The sequence below is a fragment of the Rhizobium sp. C1 genome, assembly GCF_021026335.1.
In the GTDB taxonomy this organism is placed as follows: domain Bacteria; phylum Pseudomonadota; class Alphaproteobacteria; order Rhizobiales; family Rhizobiaceae; genus Ensifer_A.
Genome location: NZ_JAJNCY010000003.1, coordinates 115,858 through 139,030 on the forward strand (window position 1 = coordinate 115,858; position 23,173 = coordinate 139,030).

Annotated in this window: 11 protein-coding genes; 5 read left to right on the forward strand and 6 right to left on the reverse strand. The window is 63.6% G+C overall.

Annotated elements, in window-relative coordinates; all coding sequences use genetic code 11:
* Positions 1-72: 72 nt before the first annotated feature.
* Both LQK83_RS08820 and LQK83_RS08825 read right to left on the reverse strand, forming a co-directional pair.
* Positions 73-1,401 (reverse strand): HlyD family type I secretion periplasmic adaptor subunit, encoded by a 1,329-nt coding sequence (locus tag LQK83_RS08820; protein WP_230837030.1) that lies wholly within the window; start codon positions 1,399-1,401, stop codon positions 73-75.
* Positions 1,398-3,152 carry a type I secretion system permease/ATPase gene (locus tag LQK83_RS08825; RefSeq protein ID WP_230837313.1) on the reverse strand — a complete coding sequence of 585 codons (1,755 nt, stop codon included), beginning with the start codon at positions 3,150-3,152 and terminating at the stop codon, positions 1,398-1,400. Before LQK83_RS08825 ends, LQK83_RS08820 begins: the two co-directional genes overlap by 4 nt.
* Before the next feature lie 441 nt (positions 3,153-3,593).
* Between LQK83_RS08825 and LQK83_RS08830 the strand changes: the two genes are divergently transcribed.
* Entirely contained in the window at positions 3,594-6,011 is a 2,418-nt protein-coding gene (locus LQK83_RS08830; RefSeq protein WP_230837031.1) for an aminotransferase class III-fold pyridoxal phosphate-dependent enzyme, read from the forward strand.
* 78 nt (positions 6,012-6,089) lie between these two features.
* Here LQK83_RS08830 and speB read toward each other — a convergent pair whose 3' ends face one another.
* Positions 6,090-7,130, reverse strand: coding sequence for an agmatinase (gene speB, locus LQK83_RS08835; RefSeq protein WP_230837032.1), 1,041 nt, complete (start codon positions 7,128-7,130; stop codon positions 6,090-6,092).
* Between the two features lie 281 nt (positions 7,131-7,411).
* On the opposite strand from speB, the gene LQK83_RS08840 reads away from it, so the two are divergent.
* The 3 genes from LQK83_RS08840 to LQK83_RS08850 all read left to right on the forward strand — a co-directional run bounded on the left by LQK83_RS08840 (position 7,412) and on the right by LQK83_RS08850 (position 9,293).
* Complete coding sequence (locus LQK83_RS08840; RefSeq protein WP_230837033.1) at positions 7,412-8,392, forward strand: LysR family transcriptional regulator; 981 nt, start codon at positions 7,412-7,414, stop codon at positions 8,390-8,392.
* A gap of 81 nt (positions 8,393-8,473) precedes the next feature.
* Positions 8,474-8,812 (forward strand): ArsR/SmtB family transcription factor, encoded by a 339-nt coding sequence (locus LQK83_RS08845; RefSeq protein ID WP_230837034.1) that lies wholly within the window; start codon positions 8,474-8,476, stop codon positions 8,810-8,812.
* Position 8,813: 1 nt separating this feature from the next.
* Positions 8,814-9,293 carry an SRPBCC family protein gene (locus LQK83_RS08850; RefSeq protein WP_230837035.1) on the forward strand — a complete coding sequence of 160 codons (480 nt, stop codon included), beginning with the start codon at positions 8,814-8,816 and terminating at the stop codon, positions 9,291-9,293.
* A 66-nt stretch (positions 9,294-9,359) separates the two neighbouring features.
* Here LQK83_RS08850 and LQK83_RS08855 read toward each other — a convergent pair whose 3' ends face one another.
* Together LQK83_RS08855 and LQK83_RS08860 are read right to left on the reverse strand one after the other, a co-directional pair.
* Positions 9,360-10,382: an LLM class flavin-dependent oxidoreductase gene (locus LQK83_RS08855; protein WP_230837036.1), complete on the reverse strand. Its 1,023-nt coding sequence runs from the start codon at positions 10,380-10,382 to the stop codon at positions 9,360-9,362.
* Between the two features lie 354 nt (positions 10,383-10,736).
* Positions 10,737-11,210, reverse strand: coding sequence for an Lrp/AsnC family transcriptional regulator (locus LQK83_RS08860; protein WP_230837037.1), 474 nt, complete (start codon positions 11,208-11,210; stop codon positions 10,737-10,739).
* A gap of 203 nt (positions 11,211-11,413) precedes the next feature.
* Between LQK83_RS08860 and putA the strand changes: the two genes are divergently transcribed.
* Positions 11,414-15,085: a trifunctional transcriptional regulator/proline dehydrogenase/L-glutamate gamma-semialdehyde dehydrogenase gene (putA, locus tag LQK83_RS08865; RefSeq protein ID WP_230837038.1), complete on the forward strand. Its 3,672-nt coding sequence runs from the start codon at positions 11,414-11,416 to the stop codon at positions 15,083-15,085.
* 297 nt (positions 15,086-15,382) lie between these two features.
* Here putA and LQK83_RS08870 read toward each other — a convergent pair whose 3' ends face one another.
* Positions 15,383-23,116, reverse strand: a complete 7,734-nt coding sequence (locus tag LQK83_RS08870) for a hypothetical protein (RefSeq protein ID WP_230837039.1) — start codon at positions 23,114-23,116, stop codon at positions 15,383-15,385.
* Between the last annotated feature and the right edge of the window lie 57 nt (positions 23,117-23,173).

Here is a 23,173-nt window from a genome sequence, read left to right on the forward strand (position 1 = left end):
GCAGGGATTTATCAGGGAGAGGGCGGCCTTTGGTCGCCCTTTTCGTCGTTTCGGCGAGGGTTGATCTTCGATTCAATCCCCGCGAAACGCCCTGGCGATCTGGTCTGTGGCCGGCTTCATGAGGTAGGACAGGATCGTCCGGTCGCCGGTTTTGACAAAGGCTTCGACGGGCATGCCCGGCAGCAGCTTGACGGCGCCCAGCTTCGGGATTTCGCTCGCCTCCGGCGCAACGCGGACGAGGTAGAAGCCCGTACCGGTTTTCTGGTCGATGGTGAGGTCGGGCGAAATCTGAACGACGCGGCCGTCGATCTCCGGCGTTGTGCGCTGGTTGAAGGCCGAAAAGCGCATGGTTGCCGTCTGGCCTTCATAGATCTGGTCGATGTCCTGCGGGGCAATGCGTACCTCCGCCAGCAAATTGTCCTGCACCGGCACGATCGTCATGATCGGGGTGCCGGGCGAGATGACCGCGCCGGATGTATGGACGGTCAGGTCCTGAACGATGCCATCCTGCGGTGCGCGAATCTCGATATGGGCGAGATCGTCGCGCGCGGCGATGGCGCGCTCTTCATATTCGGCGATCTGGCTCTGCGCTTCACGCAGATCCGAGGCCGACTGGCTTTTGACGTCGTCATCGACCTGCAGGCGCTGAAGCTCGGTCTCCGTGATCTTGCCTTTGGCCTCGGCGACGGAGGAGAGCAGCCCGCCCAACTCGCCTTCAAGGCGGGCTGACTGGCTCTGCAGGTCATGCAGCCGCGTCACGGAGAGAAGTTGCTGGCCGACAAGCTGACCGACGCCGGAGGCCTCCTTGTCGACAAGGGCGGCTTCCTTGCGCTTGCCCTCGATCTGCGCATTGAGACCTTCGATCTGCTGGCCGAGCTGGGCGATGCGCTGGTCAAGCTGGTCCTTGCGGCGGGTCTGCGACAGCCGGCGTGCCTCGAAGAGACGGGTTTCGCCGTCGATGAGCCTGGCCATTTCCGGATCGTGCGCGGCAGCCTCGCTCAACGCCGGCGGAAAGGCCAGTGCGGAAGTGCCGCTTTCTTCAGCGAGCAGGCGCACGGCGCGCACCTTGAGCTCCTTCAATCGCGTTTCGACAATCCCGAGATTGGCGCGCGTCTGCGTGTCGTCGAGCCTGATCAGCAGCTGGTTGGCCTTCACGCCATCGCCGTTGGCGACGAAAAGCGCGGCCACGGTGCCGCCCTTCAGATGCTGGACGGGCTTGGGATAGGAGGCAACGACAAGGCGGCCCGAGGTCACCACCGCGCCCGAAAGCGTGATGGTGGCGGCCATTCCGCCAAGGCAGACGACAAGCAGGAAGAGCGTCAGATAGGCTGCCATGACCAGGCCGCGGGTGGCCGGCTGCCTAAGGGGCGGAGAGGTCTCGTCGGGCGTGACGACTGTCATGGCGCATCGTCCTGATTGGCAATGAGGCGCACGGGTCTGGCAGACGCCGGCATGACCGGACGCGTGACCTGCTGCAGCACCTCTTCCTTGGGGCCGAAGGCCTGGATGCGCCCGCCGCCCATGGCCATGACCTTGTCCACCGCGAGGAGCGCATTGGGGCGATGGGCGACGATGATGGCGATCCCGCCGCGGCTGCGCACACCGGCAATGGCGGCCGTCAGCGCGGCCTCCCCCTCGGCGTCGAGGTTGGAATTGGGCTCGTCCAGAACGACGAGGAAGGGGTCGCCGTACAGCGCGCGGGCAAGGCCGATACGCTGGCGCTGGCCTGCTGACAGAAACGCGCCCTGATCGCCGATCTGCGTGTCATAGCCCTCCGGCATCTGCACGATCATCTCGTGGACGCCGGCCGCCTGTGCGGCCTTCAGCACGGCCTCGGAACTCTTTTGCGGATCGAAGCGGGCGATATTGTCGGCAATCGTGCCGTCGAAAAGCGAGACGGATTGCGGCAGGAAACCGATATGGCGGCCGCGCTCGGCAAGCGGCCACTGGTCGAGCGTCGCGCCGTCCAGCCGCACATCACCGCGCACCGGCGTCCAGATGCCGACAAGAGCCCGCAGTAGCGTGGACTTGCCCGAGGCGCTCGGACCGATGATGCCAAGCCCGTCGCCGGCCTTCAGCGCGAAGCTCGCCTCGCGCACGATGGGCATATTGCCGCCCGGGGCAACGATCGTCACGCCCCTGACCATCATGGCCTCGGAAGGCGCGGGCAGGGCGACGGTCGGCGTCTGCACGGCGGCAATGCTGGCGACCTTCTTCAGCCGCGCCCAGCTCTGTCTCGCGCTGACAAAACCCTTCCAGTGGGCGATGGCCTGTTCAACCGGTGCAAGCGAGCGGCTGAGCAGGATGGAGCTGGCGATCATGATGCCGCCGGTCGTCTGCTGGTCGAGCACGAGGGCCGCGCCCAGCGCCAGCATGCCCGACTGCGCGAGCATGCGCATGATCTTGGAGACGGAGCTCAGGCCGCCGCTCTTGTCGCTCGCCGAAGCCTGTTCGGCGAGATAGTCGTCATTGGCGCGGTGCCAGCGCGCCGCCAGTCGCCCGTAAAAGCCCATGGCCCAGAGAACTTCGATATTCTGCCGGATTGTCTGGGCCGTCGCCTGGCGCTCCGCCGCCTTGCGGGAGACGGCAGCGACCGGGCCCTTGGCGCGCATCTCGGCCACGAGCGCCAGTGCGGAAAGCAGAATGGCGCATGCGAGTGCGAAGACGCCGATCCAGGGATGAAAGAGGAAGCTGATGCCGATATAGACCGGCATCCAGGGCAGGTCGAAAAAGGCCGCCGGGCCCATGCCGGACATGAAAGAGCGAACCTGATCGAGATCGCGCAGCGTCTGCAGTCCGTCGCCGTCCAGCCTTGCCTTGAGCGGCAGGCGCATGGTCGCATCGAAGATCGGGCCGCTCATCCGGCGGTCGGCGAGCCAGCCGAGCCGGATCAGCAAACGGCCGCGGATCAGTTCGAGAAGTCCGTAAAAGGCATAAAGCGTGCCGGCAAGAACGACCAGCCCGACCAGCGTCGGCAGGCTCTTGCTCGGGATGACGCGATCATAGACCTGCAACATGAAAAACGAGCCGGTCAAGGCGAGAACGTTGATCACGCCGCTCAAAAGCGCAACCGCCGTCAAGATCGACTTCGTTCCCTTGAGCACCGCGGATAGACTGACCGGCGGTGCGCTCTCCCCCTGAACGCTACGCATGAGCACCTGATACTCCTCAATAGTTTCTGTTATCACGAACAGTACGGGCTTGCCAACGCATCGCCGTAAACGGACGGGCAGGGCGTGGTTTTAGGGTGAACGTGACCGGGGAAGGGTTATCGTGGCTAGCGCTTTGTTCTTCAATGATCGGGGTTATGCGGAAGTACTTCGCCGGAGGCTCGCTGCTGCTCCGGTTCTGACAAGCGTACGCCGATAATCATGCGCACCTGACGACGACCTTCGCTGGCGTCCTACGCCCATCCGATAGTTCTGAAATTGCCGAAGTAAACTCCGTGTCTGTCCCCCTTTGCCAAGGCAGACCGGCATGTGAGAATACCGAGTTCGTAGATGGCAGGTGGCGGGGAGGGGCGGTTTCCCGGTGTCATGTGCTGCAGGTGCCGGCGGATTTGTCCCCTTTTTGCCAGTTCGTGAGGTTAGGAATTGAACGCGCAGCAGATGATGATGGACCCGATCCTTGAGGCGATGCTTGCCGGGATCAAGGCGCCGAACCTGCCGCTCGAACTGATCGAAAAGCGCGTGGCGCAAGTCTACGGCTTGAGCGGCGCGTGGCAGAAACTGGGTGGCGAACGCGAGCAGAACTTCCGCCTCGCCACCGAAGACGGCGCTTCCTTCGTGGTCAAGATCGCCGCGCCGACCGAGCCCCTGGAAAGCCTTCTCTTCCAGACGGAAGCGCTGGAACATATCGCCCGTGTCGATGCGGACTATCCGGTGCCGCGCTTGCGCCGGACGCTTGCCGGCGAAGCGATGTCGCATATTCTCGACGAAGCAGGCGCGAGCCATGTGCTGCGTGTACTCACCTTCGTGAAGGGTGAAATTCTGTTCGATCAGGTCCGGGAAACCGGTCGCTCGCTGGGTGCCGAAGATCTCGTTGCATTGGGCCGCGCGAACGGGCGGCTGGCCCGCGCGCTTCAGGGCTTTGCCGGGCGCGGCGCTTCCAGCGTCATGCCCTGGGATATTCGCAGCGGCCTTCTCTTCTCGCCGGCCCTGCATGCACATATGCCGGCTTCGCTGGCCCCCTTGCTGAACGATCTGCTGCCGCAGATTTCCGAGGTGCTGACGAACCGGCTGCCGAAGCTGCGCGCGCAGGTCATCTATAACGACTTCCATGAGTCCAACGTCCTCGTGAAGTTCGACCCCTCGCTAACAGTCGAAGGTGTCATCGATTTCGGCGACATGATCTTCGGGCCGGTGGCGCAGGATCTTGCCGTTTCCATCGCCTCGCTCATCCATTGGACGCCCGATCCGGTCTTTGCCGCCCATTGCCTCGTGCGCGGTTATCAGCGCTTCATGCCGCTGGAGCAGGACGATCTCGTCATCCTCAGAAGCCTCGTGCTGGCGCGCCTTTTGCTGCAGGTCGGGCTCGTGTCCTACCAGAAGACCGTTCACGGGCGGGACGATGCCGATCTCGACGCGCTGCAGGCGCTCTATATTCAGGCGGTTCTCAAGATTAAGGCCGTTTCTGACGCCGATTTCATTAAGGGCGTCATGCCCTCGGTCGTGCCGGTCAGCCAGCCCGTTGCCGCTTCGCCCACCGCGCCGACACCGGCGCTGGTGGAGCGTCGTCAGGCCGTGCTCGGCAAGACCTACATGTTCTATAACGAGCCGCTGGAACTGGTGCGCGGCCGCGGCTGCATGGTTTACGATGCAGCCGGAAATGAATATCTCGACTGCTACAACAATGTCGCCAATGTCGGACATTGCCATCCTTACGTGCTCGACGCATTGATGCGGCAGGCAGCCGCACTCAACACCAATTCGCGCTACCTGCATCCCGAAATCGTGCGGCTTGGCGAGCGGCTGTCGGCGACGCTGCCGGCACATCTCGATACGCTGGTCTTCGTCTGCACCGGCTCGGAGGCCAATGATCTGGCCGTGCGCATGGCCCGCCTGATCTCGGGCAACGAAGGTGTCGTGATCACCGAGAACAGCTATCACGGCAATACGACCACCGTCGCGCCGCTGTCGCTGATCGACTACGACATCAAGGACAAGCCGAACTGGGTGGCGACCGTACCGCCGCCGAACCTCTATCGCGGGCTTTACCGGCAGGACGTCAACGACGCCGGGGCTAAATATGCCGACCACGTGACGCAGGCCGCCCGGAAGCTCGCCGCCGATGGTCCGGGCATGGCGGCGCTGATGATCGATTCCATCTTCGACGCCAATGGTGCGCTGGTGCCGCCGCCGGATTACATGCCGCTGGCTTACCAGGCGGCGAAGACGGCAGGCGCGCTGGTGATCGCGGACGAGGTCCAGATGGGTTTTGCGCGCTCGGGCACGCATATGTGGGGTTTCGAGGCCTTCGGTGTCCAACCCGACATCGTCACCATGGGCAAGCCGATGGGCAACGGGCATCCGGTCGCGGCTGTCGCCACCCGCCGCGAGATCGCCGAGGTGCTGCAGAAGCAGACCGGCTATTTCAATACGTTCGGCGGCAATACCGTCTCGGCGGCGGTCGCCAATGCCTGCCTCGATGTTCTGATCGGCGAGGACCTGCAGGGCAATGCCGCGCGCAGCGGCGCCTGGCTGCTGAAGGAACTCGATGCCCTGATGCAGCGCCACGAGATCATCGGCCACATTCAGGGCCGCGGGCTGTTCCTCGGCGTCGAGCTGGTGACGGACCGCACGACCAGGGGGCCGGCGAAATTTGCCGCGCGCTGGGTGCGCGAGCGGATGAAGACGCTCGGCGTTCTCGTCTCCTCGACAGGACCGCATGGCAACATCATCAAGATCCGGCCGCCGTTGGTTTTCAGTGTCGCCGATGCCGTGCGCTGCGTGGAAGCGCTGGATCGAGCGCTCGGCGAGGTGCCGGCAGACCTGCGTTCCGTTGCCGTCTGACCGGACCCAAACGTATCGAGACATGAAAAGAAAGAACCGGCGAGGCTTGCGCTTCGCCGGTTCTTTTTTCCGGAGTCATTATTTGCCCGAATTCACCATCAGGCAGAGGATCGTGTGCAGGACCTGCGCGGCGATCTGGGCGGTGTTGGTGGTGGAGTCATATTGCGGTGCCACCTCGACCACGTCACCGCCGACGATGTTCAGCCCGTCGAGACCGCGGAGAAGCTGCAGGACCTCGCGGGGCATCAGTCCGCCGACTTCCGGCGTGCCGGTGCCCGGGGCAAAGCCCGGATCCACGCTGTCGATGTCGAAGGAGACATAGGTCGGGCCGCCGCCGACGAGTTCGCGCGCCTTGGCGATGATTTGCGGCAGGGAGTGCTCGTTGACCTCTTCGGCATGGACCACGGTCATGCCGCTCTCGTAGGAGAATTCCCAGAGATATTCGGCAGGGCCACGGATGCCGATCTGGATCGTGCGGCGCGGATCAAGGACGCCGTCGAGAACGGCGAGGCGGAACGGGCCGCCATGCTGGAACTTCGTGCCCTCATAAGGCCCGGACGTGTCGCAATGCGCATCGATATGGATGAGGCCGACAGGTTCCCTGGCGCCGACAGCCTTGAGGATAGAGGAGGTGATCGAATGATCGCCGCCGACGCTGAGCGGTCGCACACCCGCGCCGACGAGACGGCGATAGAAGGCCTCGATATCGGCATGGCACTGGGCGAGATCGAAGCGGCTCGTCAGCGGTACATCGCCGATATCGGCAATCTTCGCCTGTGTCAGGGGCGAGACCTTCAGGACATGGTCATAAGGCCCGATGCGCTCGATGGTGCGCAAGGCGCGGGGGCCGAAGCGGGTGCCGTTACGATTGGTGACGCCGAGATCCATCGGAACGCCGAGCAGCGCGATGTCGAGACCTCCGAAATCATCGGAGCTTGCTGCATCCGGCATGGCGGGTGCATCAAGGAACGTCGGAATGCCGGCAAATGGCCATTTGCGCTTGTCGCCGCCCGAAAACTGCGCTTCCGCCACCTGCTTGAAAAGCGGGTCGAAAATGTCGCCGCCGGCCGCATTGCCATATTTCTTGCGAAGTGCATCAAGATGCGCCTGGTCCGTCATCGGGAAGTCTCCTGCCTGTTTGACCGTACCTTAATCACGGTTGAAGCCGCATTCCTTCGGAATGTTACGAAGTAAAGCGCGGACATCTCCCACTGTATCGGATGGGTTCCATCGCCGGTCATTGGTTGACGGAAATGCGCCGCGCGACCTGGTGCCACGCGCGGTGCGCTTGCCCCAAGATGACCGCTCTGGCACATAGCCGGCGTCACGCTCAGGACGCCGGCTTGACTTTGTCAGGGTGCCGCTTAGCGTCGGATGAAAGGCGTGTTGCGGGAACTGGGATGCAAAAGACGGATACTGTTGGCAGAAACGCGATCTCGATCGACAATGTTGATATCCGGCTCATCCGGATTTTCATGCGGGTCGTTGAGGCGGGAGGGCTGTCGGCCGCACAGACCGAACTCAATCTCTCCCTCTCCACCATCTCGGAGAAGATCGTCGCACTCGAGCAAAGGCTCGGGGTCACGCTGTGCAAGCGCGGGCGCGGCGGGTTCCAGCTGACCGAGAGCGGCCGCATGATTTACGACGAGTGCCAGCGTCTGACCGGCTCCCTGGACCAGTTCAGCCGCAAGGTCGCGGGTTTCCGGTCCAATCTTGGCGGCATTCTTTCTCTGGGGCTGTTGGACAACATCATTTCCGATCCCGCCTCTCCGATCGCTGCCGCCATCTCCAGAGTGGTCGAGGCCGCCCCGGCGCTGCAATTCAACATGGAAATCCGTTCGCCCGGCGAGTTGTTGCGCGATCTCGTAGCGCGCAAGCTCGATATTGCGGTCGGCAGTTTTCCGCGCATGGCGCTCGGCCTCGCCTATATCGATCTTTACGAGGAAACGCACAATTTCTACTGCGGGGCGGCGCACCCGCTGTTCTCGGTGCCTGACGAAAGCATCGGCATTGACGAAGTGCGGCTGCATCGCATCATCGGGCGCAGTTACTGGGCCGCGCGCGATATCAAGATCTTTGCCATCGCCAATCCCCATGCCACCGTGTCGAACATGGAAGCTGAGGCCTTTCTCATTCTTTCGGGATGCTTCCTTGGCTATCTGCCGGATCACTATGCCGCGCAATTCGTTCAAACGGGTCGTATCCGGCTCATTCGGCCCAATCTGTTTTCCTACAAGGCAAAGTTCCAGGTGGCGACCACCGAAGACTGGAAAAGTCGTCCGACGGTCAAGCTTTTCGTCGACACCATCTCGAAGCTCATGGCCGAGCAGAACGCCAGAAAGGCACCGGCTGCTTTGAACAAGGGGTCGGGCGCAAGCTGACGACGGCTTTCGTTTCCACCAAAGCTTAGGTGACTGCCTAAATTTTCTTGACGGCGACCTTGTGCGGTCATACTAAGGCATATGCCTAACCAATCAGATGCCCTCGATCTCGCATTTCACGCACTCAGCGACCCCACCCGGCGCGGGGTTGTGTCTCGCCTTGCTCAAGGGGAGTTGCCCGTTTCGGTGCTGGCCGAACCGTTCGACATGGCGCTACCGTCCTTCACCCAGCATCTCAAGGTGCTGGAGGAATGCGGACTCATTGCGAGTGAAAAGCGTGGGCGCAGCCGCTGGTGCCGGCTGGTGCCCCAGCGTTTCGACGAAGCGGCGGAGTGGATGATGGCGGAGCGGGAGCGCTGGTCGGCGCGGCTGGATCGTCTCGACGCCTATCTGAACGAGAAGCAAAAGGGAGAGAGCTGATATGTCTGATCCATTGGAAACATGGTCGCTGGACCGCGAGATCGTGCTGGTTCGCGTACTGAACCACCCGCGCGACAAGGTGTTTGCCGCTTGGATGGACGCGAAGGCGCTGTCGACCTGGTATGGGCCGTCAGGCCTCAGCATCGAGACCTACGAGGCAGATATCCGCGAGGGCGGCATCTGGCGCTTCGATATGGTCGGCGAGTTCGAGGGCAAGGCACAACGCTTTCCCAACCTCATACGATTTCTGGAAATCGTGCCCAACGAGCGGATCGTCATGGTTCATGGAGCGGCGGACAGCGACGACCCCGGGCGCTTCCGCGTGACCGTGACCTTCGACGAACAATCCGATGGAAAGACGGTCCTGACGATGCGCCAATTGCATCCAACGCCCGAACGCCGGAAGTTTGTCATTGGCTTCGGGGCGGTGGTCTATGGCCAGCAGACGCTCGACAAACTTGCAGGCTGGCTGGACCGCTGACTGTCGCCCGGAAAACGGGTCAGAAAAGACCGCGCCGGTAACGCCGACGCGGCCTCTTTATTTCTTTTAGCGCCAGCCGAGAGCCGGGGCGACGTGCTTCAGGATCGACTCGATCACATGGGCATTGTAGTCGACGCCAAGCTGGTTCGGCACGGTCAGCAACAGTGTATCGGCCTCTGCAATGCCCTCGTCGGCAGCCAGTTCCTTGATCAGCGCGTCCGGTTCGGCAGCGTAGGAGCGGCCGAAGATCGCCCGCGTGCTGTCGTCGATATAGCCGACCGAATCCTGCTCCTTGCCGCCACGGCCGAAATAGGCGCGGTCGCGGTCGTCTGTGAGCGCGAAGATCGAGCGGCTGACGGAGACGCGTGGTGTCCGCGTATGGCCGGCTTCCTTCCAGGCTTCGCGATAGGCGCGGATCTGCTTGGCCTGCTGGATGTGGAAGGGCTCGCCCGTTTCGTCGTTCTTGAGCGTCGAGCTCTGCAGGTTCATGCCGAGCTGGGCGGCCCAGCGGGCCGTTGCGTCGGAGCCTGCACCCCACCAGATGCGCTCCCGCAGGCCTTCCGAATGCGGCTCGATGCGCAGCAGGCCGGGCGGGTTGGGGAACATCGGGCGCGGGTTCGGCTCGGCAAAGCCTTCGCCCTTCAGCACTTCCAGAAAGACCTCAGCGTGGCGGCGGCCCATGTCCGCATCCGTCTGGCCTTCTTCCGGCTGATAGCCGAAATAGCGCCAGCCCTCGATCACCTGTTCGGGTGAGCCGCGGCTGATGCCCAGCTGGAGACGGCCGCCGGAAATCAGGTCGGCAGCGCCCGCATCTTCCGCCATGTAGAGCGGGTTTTCATAGCGCATGTCTATGACGCCCGTGCCGATCTCGATCGACTTGGTGCGCGCACCGACGGCGGCCAGAAGCGGGAAGGGCGAGGCATGCTGGCGGGCAAAATGGTGGACACGGAAATAGGCGCCATCCGCGCCGAGCTCTTCCGCCGCAACGGCAAGATCAATCGACTGCAGCAGATTGTCACGGGCCGAGCGCGTCCCGGACTGCGGCGAGGGCGTCCAATGGCCAAAGGAGAGGAAACCGATTTTCTTCATGGGACAGGGTCCTTCACAAATTCTGGAGTCCGATACGGACTGTCGTTGGACCTTACATAATGGCTGTCGCGGCCAAAGTCCCGCTTTGAGCGGTGAACGATGCGTTCATTGTGTTCGCTAACTGGAGACGATAATGTCTCTTTTACGTTGCGGCTTCCCCCTCACCCCGCCTCCGCTATCGCTCGGCGGACCTCTCTCCCCCGGAGGGGCGAGGAGGTCTTCGGCGCTGCGGCGCATTCCCGCTTCTCCCCGCCGGGGAGAAGGTGGCCCGAAGGGCCGGATGAGGGGGCGCCAGGTCCAAAAGCGCTTCTGTTTAAAACTGGTCATCGCTGTCGGGAGGCGGGCGTTGCCGCCTCACCAGCTCTCCTTCACCGCTTCCATCGTCACATTGGTCGATGTGCTGGCGACGTAAGGCAGCGTCGAGATCAGCTCGCCGAGAACGCGGCGGTAACGTCCGATATCGCGGGTGCGGACCTTCAGGAGATAATCGAAGCGGCCGGCGATCATGTGGCACTCCTCCACCTCGCGGATCTTCTTCACCGCCTCGTTGAAGCTTCGCAGCGCCTCTTCGCTTGTATTGGTCAGCTTCACTTCTGCAAATGCGATGTGATCGAGGCCCATTTTCTGCGGGTTGATGACCGCCCGGAAGCCGTCAATATAGCCGTCCGAAACCAGCCGTTTCAACCGGAGCTGGCAGGGCGTCTTGGAGAGGCCGACGGCGCTGGCAAGATCGGTGATCGAGATGCGCCCGTCATCCGCGACAATCTCGAGGATTTTCAGGTCGATCTTGTCAAGATCACCATGATGGGCATCTTCTCTAGGCTTCATGCGTGAAAATTCCAAAATTTTTGGAGAAATTGGCTAACATGATAGCCTTCTTTGGTCGGCGCGATCAAGTGGCCTCATGCTATCAGCAAGACCTGTCCCGCGGTGAAAGTGTGGTGGGGCGGGATGGTCTTGCAAGGCTCGCCGAGCCGTGAAACCATCCGCCTGAAAACGCCTTTCCGCTGATCGTTCAAGGAAGGATCATCATGCCCGTTTCGCCATCGCCCTTTGCCGCCTTCGCCCCTGCCATCCGCCCGCAGAGCGCGCTTCGCGCCGCCATCACCGCCGCCTATCGGCGGCCGGAGCTGGAGTGCATGGCGCCGCTCTTGGCCGCCGCGAAGCTGTCGGACACGATGAAGGGGCAGGTGGCGGAGACGGCGACGGCGCTGATCAAGGCGCTGCGCGCCAAGCATCGGGGCACGGGCGTCGAAGGGCTGGTGCATGAATATTCTCTTTCCTCGCAGGAAGGCGTGGCGCTGATGTGCCTGGCGGAAGCGCTGCTGCGTATTCCCGATACCGACACACGCGATGCGCTGATCCGCGACAAGATCGCCACCGGCGACTGGAAATCGCATCTCGGCGGCGGGCGCTCGCTCTTCGTCAATGCCGCGACCTGGGGCCTCGTCGTCACCGGCAAGCTCACCTCGACAGTCAGCGATCGTCGTCTCTCGGCAGCGCTCACCCGGCTTATCGCCCGCGCGGGCGAGCCGGTGATCCGCCGCGGCGTGGATATGGCGATGCGCATGATGGGCGAGCAATTCGTCACCGGCGAGACGATCGACGAGGCGCTGGAGCGCGCCCGCGCCATGGAAGCGCAAGGCTTCCGCTATTCCTACGACATGCTGGGCGAGGCGGCGACCACGGCGTCGGATGCCGAGCGCTATTATCGCGACTATGAAAACGCCATCCACGCCATCGGCAAGGCCTCTGCCGGACGAGGCATCTACGATGGCCCCGGCATTTCCATCAAGCTCTCGGCGCTGCATCCGCGCTATGCTCGCGCCAAGGCGGAGCGGGTGATGGGTGAGTTGCTGCCGAAGGTCCGCGCGCTGGCGCTGATCGCAAAGGGCTATGATATCGGTCTGAACATCGACGCCGAGGAAGCGGACCGGCTGGAACTCTCGCTCGATCTGTTGGAGTCTCTGAGCCTCGATCCGGCTTTGGCCGGCTGGAACGGACTCGGCTTCGTCGTGCAAGCCTATGGCAAGCGCTGCCCCTTTGTCCTTGATTATATTATCGATCTTGCCCGCCGCTCGGGCCGGCGCATGATGGTGCGCCTCGTCAAGGGCGCCTATTGGGATGCCGAGATCAAGCGCGCGCAGCTGGACGGTCTGGAAGGTTTCCCGGTCTTCACCCGCAAGGTCCATACCGACGTGTCCTACATCGCCTGCGCCCGCAAGCTGCTCGGTGCGCCGGACGCGGTCTTCCCGCAATTTGCGACCCACAACGCGCAGACGCTGGCGACGATCTATCATCTCGCCGGCCCGGACTTCGAGACCGGCAAATACGAGTTCCAGTGCCTGCATGGCATGGGTGAACCGCTTTACGAAGAGGTCGTCGGCAAGGGCAAGCTGGACCGCCCGGCGCGTATCTATGCGCCGGTGGGTACGCACGAGACGCTGCTCGCCTATCTCGTCCGCCGTCTTCTGGAAAACGGCGCGAACTCGTCCTTCGTCAATCGCATCTCCGATGAGAATGTTTCGGTGGCAGATCTCGTGGCCGATCCGGTTGATGTGGTTGAGGCTATGCCTGTTCCGGGTGCTCCACATGACCAGATCGCGATGCCTTCTGACATTTATGGATCAAGTCGCTGCAATTCGGCAGGGCTTGATCTGTCGAACGAGGCGCAGTTGGCCGAACTTGCGGCCGTTCTTCAGGCCAGTGCCGGACAGACGTGGGATGTCGGGCCGCTGGTCGCGGAAGGCGACGCATCGGGCGAGAGCCGTCCCGTCATGAACCCGGCGGATCATGGCGATGTCGTCGGGCAGGTCACCGAACTCGACGCAGGCGAGGCTTCCCGTCTCGTTCGGGTCGCCGCAGACCATGCGGCCGCATGGGCGCAAACGCCGCCCGCTGAGCGCGCGGCCTGCCTTGACCGCGCCGCCGATCTCATGCAGGGCAAGATCGAGCTGCTGATGGGGATTGCCATGCGCGAGGCCGGGAAGTCGGCTGCCAATGCCATCGGCGAGGTCCGCGAGGCCATTGATTTCCTGCGTTATTATGCCGATCAGGCCCGCAAGACGCTCGGCGCGGCGCATCTGCCGCTCGGCCCCGTCGTGTGCATCAGCCCATGGAACTTCCCGCTGGCGATCTTCACCGGACAGGTGGCAGCGGCGCTCGTTGCCGGCAATCCGGTTCTGGCAAAGCCGGCTGAAGAAACGCCGATCATCGCGCATGAGGCGGTGAAGATCCTGCATGAGGCGGGCGTTCCGCGCGGGGCGCTACAATTCGTGCCCGGCGATGGCCGGGTGGGGGCTGCTCTTGTCGGCGCGCCGGAGGTGGCGGGTGTCATGTTCACCGGCTCGACGGAAGTCGCGCGGCTGATCCAGGCCCAGCTTGCAGAGCGCGTTTCCGCGAGCGGCAAGCCGATCCCGCTGATAGCCGAAACCGGCGGGCAGAATGCCATGATCGTCGATTCCTCGGCGCTGGCCGAACAGGTCGTCGGCGATGTCATCGCATCCGCCTTTGACAGCGCCGGACAGCGTTGCTCGGCACTGCGCATCCTCTGCCTTCAGGAAGATGTGGCAGACCGCGTCCTCCACATGCTGAAGGGCGCGCTCGCCGAACTGACGCTGGGTCGCACGGACAAGCTGAGCACGGATATCGGGCCAGTTATCAATAGTGAGGCCAAGGGCGTCATTGAGGCGCATATCGAACGTATGCGCGGGCTCGGTCTGTCCGTCGAGCAGGTGGCGCTTCCGGCGGAAACGCGCAAGGGAACCTTCGTCGCGCCGACGATCATAGAGATGCCGTCGCTGAAGGAACTGAAGCGTGAGGTCTTTGGCCCCGTGCTCCATGTCATCCGCTATCGCCGCGCCGATCTCGACCGGCTGATCGACGAGATCAACGCCACCGGCTACGGCCTGACCTTCGGCCTGCATACCCGCCTTGACGAGACCATCGCGCATGTGACGAGCCGCGTGCGGGTCGGCAATATCTATGTCAACCGCAACGTCATTGGCGCAGTCGTCGGCGTCCAGCCGTTTGGCGGTCGCGGTCTTTCCGGCACGGGTCCCAAGGCTGGCGGGCCGCTCTATCTCGGACGTCTGGTGCAGAAGGCTCCCGTGCCGCCGCAGCATCATTCGGTGCATACCGATCCGGCGCTCGGCGATTTCGTCCGCTGGCTCGATGAGCGGCAGGATCATGAAGGCGCAGAGGCCGCGCGTGAACTGGCCGAGCGTTCGGCGCTGGGTCTTGCAACCGAGCTGCAGGGCCCGGTCGGCGAGCGCAACGTCTATGGTCTGCATCCGCGCGGGAAGATTCTTCTTGTTCCTCTGACGCTTGAGGGCCTGAAACGTCAGCTGGCCGCGGTTCTCGCAACGGGCAATTCTGCGGTTGTCGATGAGGCTTCAGGCCTCAAGGCGCAGTTCGGTACTCTGCCGGCATCGGTGGCGTCGCGCACCGGCTGGGCCTTCGACTGGAATGCCGCCGGTCCCTTTGCCGGCGCGCTGATCGAGGGCGATGGGGAGCGGGTTCAGGCGGTGAACCAGAAGATTGCCGGCCTGTCGGGTCCGCTGGTTCTGGTTCAGGCCGGAACGACCGGGGAACTCCTGTCGGATGCCGAGGCCATCTGCCTGAACTGGCTGCTGGAAGAGGTGTCCACCTCGGTCAATACGGCAGCGGCCGGCGGGAATGCCAGTTTGATGGCCATAGGATAACTAGCATGTTAGATGGCTGGTGCATCAGTGATGGCTAGAATCCGCCTTGGGGTGAGTCACCGATCATCGCAGGAGGCCGGGATGCGGCTCCCCCATCGGACTGCCGGCCCTTTTTTCCCCCGAGTGTCGAGACGAGGATTGTTGTAAGGTTCCTGTCACCCCTCCTCGGGCAGAGGAGTACAAGCCAGGGACTGTTGGGCCTCGGGGCACAACAATTTCAAACATGTTCGGAAATAGCGACGCACTGCCGCGATCAGCTATGATCGCGGCGTCTCACGTGGTTCGACCGAGACGCTTTTACGAATTTCTGCTCAGATAGGCAGAAATGGCGGCTGCGACCTGATCTGGGTTGAGATTGCCCATCTGCGTATCGACCAGTGCGCCGAGCTGGGCGTTTGTCAGCGCCTTGATGTCGGAGGTCGAAAGACCTTTTACACCGCTCGAGTTCAGCGCAGCGATATCGTCGGAGGTGAAGGTCGCCAGAGAAGCCTGCGTGAGGGCTGCCACCTGCTGCGAGGTCAGCCCACTGATCTGGCCGGAGGTCAGGGCATCGGCCTGTGTGGTTGTCAGCGCTGCAATGACCTGGGTGCCGAGACCGGAAATCGCGCCGCTGCTGAGCGCCTGGATCGCCTGCGTGGAGAACTGGGCGACATCATCCGTGCCAAGCGCTGCCGCCTGCAGGGCGTTCAGCGCGCCCAGCTGGCTCGTCGTCAGTGCCTGAACCTGTGCCGTACTGAGAGAAACGACCTGATTATAGGTGAGGGCTGCGACCTGGCTAGTGGAAAGCGCGGCGATCCGGCTGGTGGAGAGACCGTTGACGATCGCCGTGGAAAGACCCTTGAAGGCCGAGGGACTGAGAAGCCCGATTTCGCTGTCAGTCAGGACGGCAAAATCGCCCGTCGAGAACCCGGCGAGGCCATCGGCGCTCAGGGCGCCGAGCTGGGCCGTAGAGAACGCGTCGATCTGCGCGGCGCTCATGGCGGCGACCTGCGCCGATGTCAGGCCGGACACGCCCTTCGTTCCAAGCGCCGCAATCTCGGCGGCTGAAAGCGAGGCGATATAGGCGGCCGGCAAACCGGCGATCCCGGCGGAGCTGATCGAGGCCAGTTCTGCCGTCGACAGCGTCTGAAGATCGGCCGTGGTGAGACCCAGCAACGCTTGCGACGTCAGCGCCGCGATCTGGCTCGAGGAGAAGGACTCGAACTGATCCACGCGCATCGCGGCAAGCTGGGTGCTGGTCAGGCCGCCGACCCCGGTCGGGCTGAAGGCCGCAATCTGGGCTGTCGTCAGCACCGCGATATCGGCGGACGTCAGCGCCGCCACCTGTGTTGAGGTGAGCGCGGCAACCTGTGTGTTGGTCAGCGCATGAACCTGGTCTGTGGAGAGCAAGGCGATCTGGGCCGTCGTCATTCCCGAGACACCGGCCGTGCTCAGCGCCGCGATCTGCGAGGTGGTGAGTGCGGCAAGTGCGCTGCTGGACAGGCCGGCAATTCCGGCAGCACTGATCGCTGCCATTTCTGCCGTCGTAAATGTGTTGACCTCGTCGGAGGACAGGACCGAGAGCTGGCGAGAGCTCAGTGCGCCGATCTGCGTGCTGGTCAGCGCATCTGCCTGATCGGTGTTCAGTGCCGCGATCTGGGCGGTGGACAGGCCGGCGATGGCCGAGACGCTGATGGCGGCCACCTGCTCGCGCGTCAGCGACGAAATGATGGCTGTCGAAAGGCCGGAAATTGCGGTCGAACTGATGGCGGCGATATCGCCGGTGCTCAGAAGATCGAAATTGGAGGAACTGATCACGGCGAGCTGATCCGAGGTCAGCGCGCCGATCTGGACGGATGACAGCGCATTGATCTGATCCGGGGACATCGCGGCGACCTGCGCGGTCGAGAGCCCGGATATGGCGGCGGTGGACAGTGCCACTGTCTGTGCCGTGGTCAGGGCCGCGATGGCGGATGTCGGAAGGACGGAAATCTGCTTCGCCGTGAATGCCGCGACCTGCGCAGTGCTCAGCGCATTGAGCTGATCGTTCGTCAGGACGCCCGTTTGCGCGGTCGACAAAGCGCCGATGGTTGCGGGGCTCAGGGCAGAAATCTGATCGTTGGTGAGGCTGGCGATCACGGACGGCGAAAGCCCTGCCACGCCATTGGCTGTGATGGCGGCAAGATCAGCCGTGGAGAAGACGGCGAGATCCTGCGAACCGAGGGAGGCGATCTGGCGCGAGCTCAGCGCCGCGATCTGGCTGGAGGTCAGCGCCTCGGCCTGCGCGGTGGTCAGCGCTGCAATCTGGTCGGTGGTCAGCCCGTTGATGCTGGCGGTGGCCAGAACTGCAACCTGATCGGTGGTGAGCGCGGCGATATCGCCGAGCGAAAGCGTCGAAAGCTGGCGCGATGTCAACGCGGCGGCCTGCGCGGTGGTCAGCGCTGCGATCTGGTTGGTGCTGAGCGTGGCGATCTGCGCCGTCGTCAGCCCGGGAAGCGCCGCGGTCGAAATTGCTGCGATCTGCTCTGTCGGCAGGGCGGCCAGTACAGTGGTTGAAATGCCCGCGACGGCCATCGACGACAGGGCCGCGATATCGTTTGTCGACATGGCGGCGAAACTGCTGGTTTGCAGCACGGCAACCTGCGTGGATGTCAGCGCGCCGATCTGGGCAGACGTCAGGGCGGCGATCTGGTCGGTCGTCAAGGACGCGATCTGCGCGGTCGAGAGCCCAGAGATGCCTGTGGAGCTGAGCGAGGCGATCTGGTCCGCTGTGAGCGAAGCAACCGAGCCGGTGCCGAGCGAGTCGATCTGGCGCGAGGTCAGCGCTGCGAACTGGCCGGTCGACATGGCCTGGAATTGCGCGCTGCTGAAGGCGCCCATCTGGGCCGTCGTCAGACCGGCGATGGCGGCCGTGTTGATGGCGGCGGCCTGGTCCTGCGAGAGCGCCGCAATTGCTGCTGTGCTCAGGCCCGAAATGCCGGCGGAGCTGATGGCGGCGATGTCTTCCAGTGCGACTGCCGCAATTGCAGCCGTTCCAAAGGCGGAGAGCTGCTTCGACGTCAGCGTTGCAAAATGCTGCGTGGTCAGGCCGTTGATCTGGCCGGTGCTGAGAGCAACGATCTGCGCTGTCGTCAGTCCGGCGATGCCTGTGGAGCTGATCGAGGCGATCTGTTCAGGCGTGAGCGCTGCGACGTCCGCCGAGCCGATCGCGGAGACCTGCGCCGAAGTCAGCGTGCTGACTTGGGCGTTGGTCAGTGCGGCGACCTGCGTCGAACTCAGCGCATCGACCTGCTGCGTCGTCAGACCGGGAACGGCCGTGGAATTCAACGCGGCGATCTGACGCGTGGACAGAGCCGCAATCACAGCCGTCGAGAAACCGGGCACGGCGGCAGAAGAGAGCGACGCCATGCTCTGCGTCGAGAAGGTCGAAACGGCGGATGTATTCATGGCGGCCAGCTGGGCGGAGCTGAGCGCCGTGACCTGAATGGGCGTCAGCGCCTGGATCTGGGCGGTGGTCAGTGCGGCGACCTGGCGGGTCGACAGTCCGGCAAAGGCGGCCGTCGTCAGATAGGCGAGCTGACCGGTCGCAAGCTGGGCGATCGTGTCGGTGGAAAGACCGCGGATCGCGGCCGGGGTGATGGCTGCCATGTCCCGCGAGGAGAAGGTCGCGAGCGCGCCTGTCGACAGAACCGACATCTGCGTCGAGTTCATCGCAGCGATCTGGTCCGGTGTCAGAGCCGCCATCTGCGCCGTGGTCATGACTCCGATCTGCTGGGTCGTCAGGCCGGCAAGGCCGGCCGGGGCCAGCACGGAGATCTGCCCGGTCGAAAGAACGGCAATGTCGGCCGTCGAAAGGACGGCGACCTGCCGCGAGGTGAAGGCGGCGACCTGCGTCGTCGTCATGGCCTGAATTTGCGCCGTGGTCAGCGAGGCGACCTGTCGGGTCGAGAGACCCCTGATGCCGTCAGAGCTGAAGGAGGCGATCTGGGAAAGCGTCAGACCGGCAATCGCAGCCGTGGAAAGCGCCGAGATGGCATCGGAGCCGATCGCCGCCAGATCCCTGCTCGAGAAGGTCGCGATCGCCGCCGCATCCAGTACGGCGAGCTGTGAGGAGGTCAGCGCCGCCACCTGGGTCGAGACCAGAGCCTCCATCTCCACCGTGTTCATGCTGACGATCTGGGCGGTCGAGAGCGCGGCAATGCTGCTCGTGCTGATGGCGGCGATTTGCGCGGCCGAAAGCGAGGCGAGAGCCGCCGTGTTGATGCCGCCAATGGCCGTCGAGGTAATGGCCGCCATGTCTCTGGTGGAGAAGGTCGCCAATGCGGTCGAATCCAGAACCGACAATTGATCTGAGGACAGCGCGCCGACCTGCGGCGAGGTCAGGGCCTCCAGTTGCGCGGTGCTCAGCGCCAGCATCTGATTGGTCGAGAAGCCGGCCATCGCCTTGTAATTGATGGCGGCGATCTGGCCGGTGGAAAGCGCGGCAAGATCGTCGGAGGTCAGAACGGCGATCTGGTCGGAGCGCAGGAACCCCAGCTGACGGGTTTGCAGCGCCGAAAGCTGACCACTTGTCAATGCACTGACCTGTGCCGTGGCAAGGCCGGCGACGGTCAGAGGGTTCAATGCAGCGATCTGGGCACTCGAAAGGGTGACCAGAACATTCGTCGACAGGCCGACGATGGCGCCCGACGTGATCGCTGCCATGTCCTTGGTCGAGAAGGTTGCAAGAGCATCGGAGCCAAGGGCCGACAGCTGGTTCGAGCTCATCGCCCCGACTTGCGTCGGAATGAATGCCGCGACCTGGTTCGTGCTCAAGGAGCTGATCTGCGCGCTCGAGAGACCTGCGATACCGGTGGGGCTCAGCGCGGCCATCTGTGCGGTCGACAATAGGCCGAGGTCGTCTATGCCCAGCGCCGTGACCTGCGCGGAGGCGAGGGCGGCGATCTGTCTCGTGGTCAGCGCGGCGATCTGGCTGCTGGTCAGCGCCGAAATCTGATCCGACGACAAACCGCTGATGCCGAATGTTGCAATGGACGAAATCTGCGTCGGCGACAGGACGCTGATGTCTCCAGCCGACAACGCGCCGGCCTGGACGGCGGTCAGCATGGCAAGCTGGTTGGTTGTCAGCGCGGCAACCTGATCCGTGCTCAGGGCAGCGATCTGATCCGTGGACAGGCGTCCGATGGCGACCTGGCTGATGGCCGCAACCTGTGCCGTCGAAAGTGCCGCGATCGAGTCCGTGGAGATCATCGGGATTGCCGCCGTCGGGATGGCGGCAATATCGTCGGTGGAGAAGGTGACGATGTCGCTCGAATCGAGCGATGCAAACTGATCCGTCGACATGACAGCGATCTGGCCGGCCGTCAGGGCCCCGACCTGGGTGCTCGAAAGGGCGTTGAACTGGGCGCTTCCCAGAGCGCTGATCGCCGCCGTGGTCAGGGACGAGATCTGGGCGGAGGACAAGATGGCGATCTGATCTGTCGTCAGCCCGGAGACGCTGGCTGCCAGGATGGCGCCAATGTCCGCCGTCGAAAACGTCGCGATGCCGTCGGCCGAAATGGCGCCCAGTTGCCCCGACGACAGCGCCCGCACTTGCTGCGAGGTCAACGCCTGCGTCTGCGCGGTGGAAAGAACCGCCAGCTGATCCTGGGTCAGACCGGAAATTGCCAGCGCGCTCAGCGCCGCAATCTTGTCCGTCGACAGCATGGCGATCTTGTCGGTCGTCAGGACCGAGATCCGGCTGTCGGTAAAGGCGGCCATCTGGGCAGTCGACATCGCCTGCAGCTGGCTCGAGCTCAGGGTGGAAACCTGGACAGGCAAGAGCTGCGCCACTGAATCGGAGCTCAGCGCAGCGACCTGGGCAGTCGACATGGCGGCGATGGCATCGATCGACAGCCCGGCGATATTCGCCGCCGGCAGCGCGGCGATATCGGCGGTGGACATGGCGGCTATGTCGTCCGTGCCCAGCGTCGCCAGCTGCGCATAAGAGAGGACTGCAACCTGGCTCGGCGAAAGAGCGCCGATCTGGGTCGACGACATGGCCGCAATCTGGTTCGTTCCCAACGCGCTGATCGCGCGGGTGTTGAGAGCGGCGACCTGATCAGTCGTCAGCGCGGCCATTGCACTGCTGGAAAGGCCGATCACCGCATTGCTGGACAGCGCCGCAATCTTGGAGCTGTCCAGCGCGCCGATGGTCTGAGCGCTAAAGGCCGAGAGCTGCGCGGATGTCAGATTGACGACGTGAAAGATCGTCAGCGCGCCAACCTGCCCGGGCGTGAGCGAGGCGATCTGGGCGGTTGTCAAGCCGCTGATCGCGGCGGTCCCCAGCGCTGCCATGCGATCGCTTGTCAGGGTCGCGATATCGCCGGTGCTCATGGCGGAGAGCTGGGCCGGATTCAGGACGCTGAGCTGGGTGGACGTCAGGGCGGCAAATTGGGTGGTGCTCATGGCCGCGACCTGGGTCGGGCCGAGACCCGTCAGGCCGAAGAGCGAAAGCGCGGCGACCTGGCCCGTAGACAGAATGGCGACAGCATCCGTGGTCATGCCGGACAGTGCCGCCGGGCTCAACGAGGCGATGGCCTGCGGGGACAGCGCGGCGACATCATTGGTTCCGAGCGCCCCCATCTGGGTAGACGTGAAGCCGCGAATCTGCAGCGGATTGAAGGCCGCGACCTGTGTCGTGGAAAGCGCCTGCAATTGTGCAGTCGTTAGGCCCGTCAGCGCTGATCCGCTCATGGCGGCAATCTGGCCCGTGCCGAAGGTTGCTATCTGCGCGGTGGAGAAGGCGGCAATCTGATTCGAGCCCAGCGACCAGATCTGATCGCCGCTCAGGGCCTGGATCTGGCCGGATGTCAGCGCCGAGATCTGCCCCGGCTGGAGACGGGCAAACGCATTGGTCGACAAGGCGGCGACCTGATCGGTCGACAGTGCCGCGATCAGTGCAGGGGAGAGCCCTGACACGGCATCCGGATTGATGGCGGCGATCTCATCGTCGGAAAAACGCTGAATGTCATCCGTGCCAAGCGCCGTGAACTGGGCCGTGACCATCGATCCGACCTGAAGAGAGTTCAGGTTTGCCACCTGGTCCGCCGACAGGGCTGCGATCTGCTGGGAGCTCAGCCCGCTGATCGAGAAAAAGGATATGGCGGAGATCTGATCGCCGGACAAGGAGCTGACAACGGACGTGGTCAGGCCTGAAAGCGCCCTGCTCGACAGGGCCGCAATCTTGTCGGTGGTAAAGGTTGCGACATCATCGGTGCCGAGTGCGGAGACCTGTCCCGCATTGAGCAGCCGGATCTGCTGCACGGTCAGCGCGGCGATCTGATCCGTGGACATGGCGGCCAGCACCCCGGGCGACATGCCATCGATCATCTGGGTGCTGATCGATGCGATCTGGCCGGTCGAAAGCGCAGCAATCGCGCCGGACGACAGCATGTTGAGCTGTGCCGCCGGCAAGGCTGCGATCTGCAACGAGGTCAGGGCCGCGGCCTGCTGGGGCGAGAGGGTGGCGACCTGGGCGGGTGTCAGAGAGGCCAGCGCCGCCGTGGAGAGTGCGTTGATCTGTGCACTGCTCAACCGGGCTATGGCATCGGTCTTCAGGGCGCCGATGACTGTCCAGGGCAGGGCGCTGATATCGGCTGTCGAGAAAACGGCAATGTCATCGGGCGTCAGCGCTGCGACCTGCCGCGACGTCAGGCTGGCCACCTGGCTGGAGGTGAAGGCCTGGATCTGAGTCGTGCTGAGGCCCGCCAGCTGGTTGGTGGTCAGCGACGATACCTGACCCTGCGTCAGCGTCTCGATGTCGTTGACATCAAGAACGGCGAGCTGGTCGAGGCTGAGCCCCACAATCGCGCTGGTGGTGATCGCCTGAAGCTGGCCGGACGAAAGGACGTTCACATCCTCAGTGTCGAGGGCCGCGATCTGGGCGGAAGACAGAAAGCTGATCTGCTGGGTCGAAAGGGAGGCGATGTCTTCCGTTGTCCACGCTGCCACGGCGGACGTGGTCATGGTTCTGATCTGGCCGGCGGTCAGGGAAGAGGCGGTCGAGGTCATGCTTTGGCCCGGTGTCCATCCATCGTCTTCGACAAGTCATTTGTCGCTAAGCATGCT

What these genes read in the sequence shown, in the direction of transcription:
- LQK83_RS08820 (WP_230837030.1), bottom strand. Translation starts at nt 1,401, where the DNA reads ATGACAGTCGTCACGCCCGACGAGACCTCTCCGCCCCTTAGGCAGCCG.
- LQK83_RS08825 (WP_230837313.1), bottom strand. Translation starts at nt 3,152, where the DNA reads ATGCGTAGCGTTCAGGGGGAGAGCGCACCGCCGGTCAGTCTATCCGCG.
- speB (WP_230837032.1), bottom strand. Translation starts at nt 7,130, where the DNA reads ATGACGGACCAGGCGCATCTTGATGCACTTCGCAAGAAATATGGCAAT.
- LQK83_RS08840 (WP_230837033.1), top strand. Translation starts at nt 7,412, where the DNA reads ATGCAAAAGACGGATACTGTTGGCAGAAACGCGATCTCGATCGACAAT.
- LQK83_RS08845 (WP_230837034.1), top strand. Translation starts at nt 8,474, where the DNA reads ATGCCTAACCAATCAGATGCCCTCGATCTCGCATTTCACGCACTCAGC.
- LQK83_RS08850 (WP_230837035.1), top strand. Translation starts at nt 8,814, where the DNA reads ATGTCTGATCCATTGGAAACATGGTCGCTGGACCGCGAGATCGTGCTG.
- LQK83_RS08855 (WP_230837036.1), bottom strand. Translation starts at nt 10,382, where the DNA reads ATGAAGAAAATCGGTTTCCTCTCCTTTGGCCATTGGACGCCCTCGCCG.
- LQK83_RS08860 (WP_230837037.1), bottom strand. Translation starts at nt 11,210, where the DNA reads ATGAAGCCTAGAGAAGATGCCCATCATGGTGATCTTGACAAGATCGAC.
- putA (WP_230837038.1), top strand. Translation starts at nt 11,414, where the DNA reads ATGCCCGTTTCGCCATCGCCCTTTGCCGCCTTCGCCCCTGCCATCCGC.
- LQK83_RS08870 (WP_230837039.1), bottom strand. Translation starts at nt 23,116, where the DNA reads ATGACCTCGACCGCCTCTTCCCTGACCGCCGGCCAGATCAGAACCATG.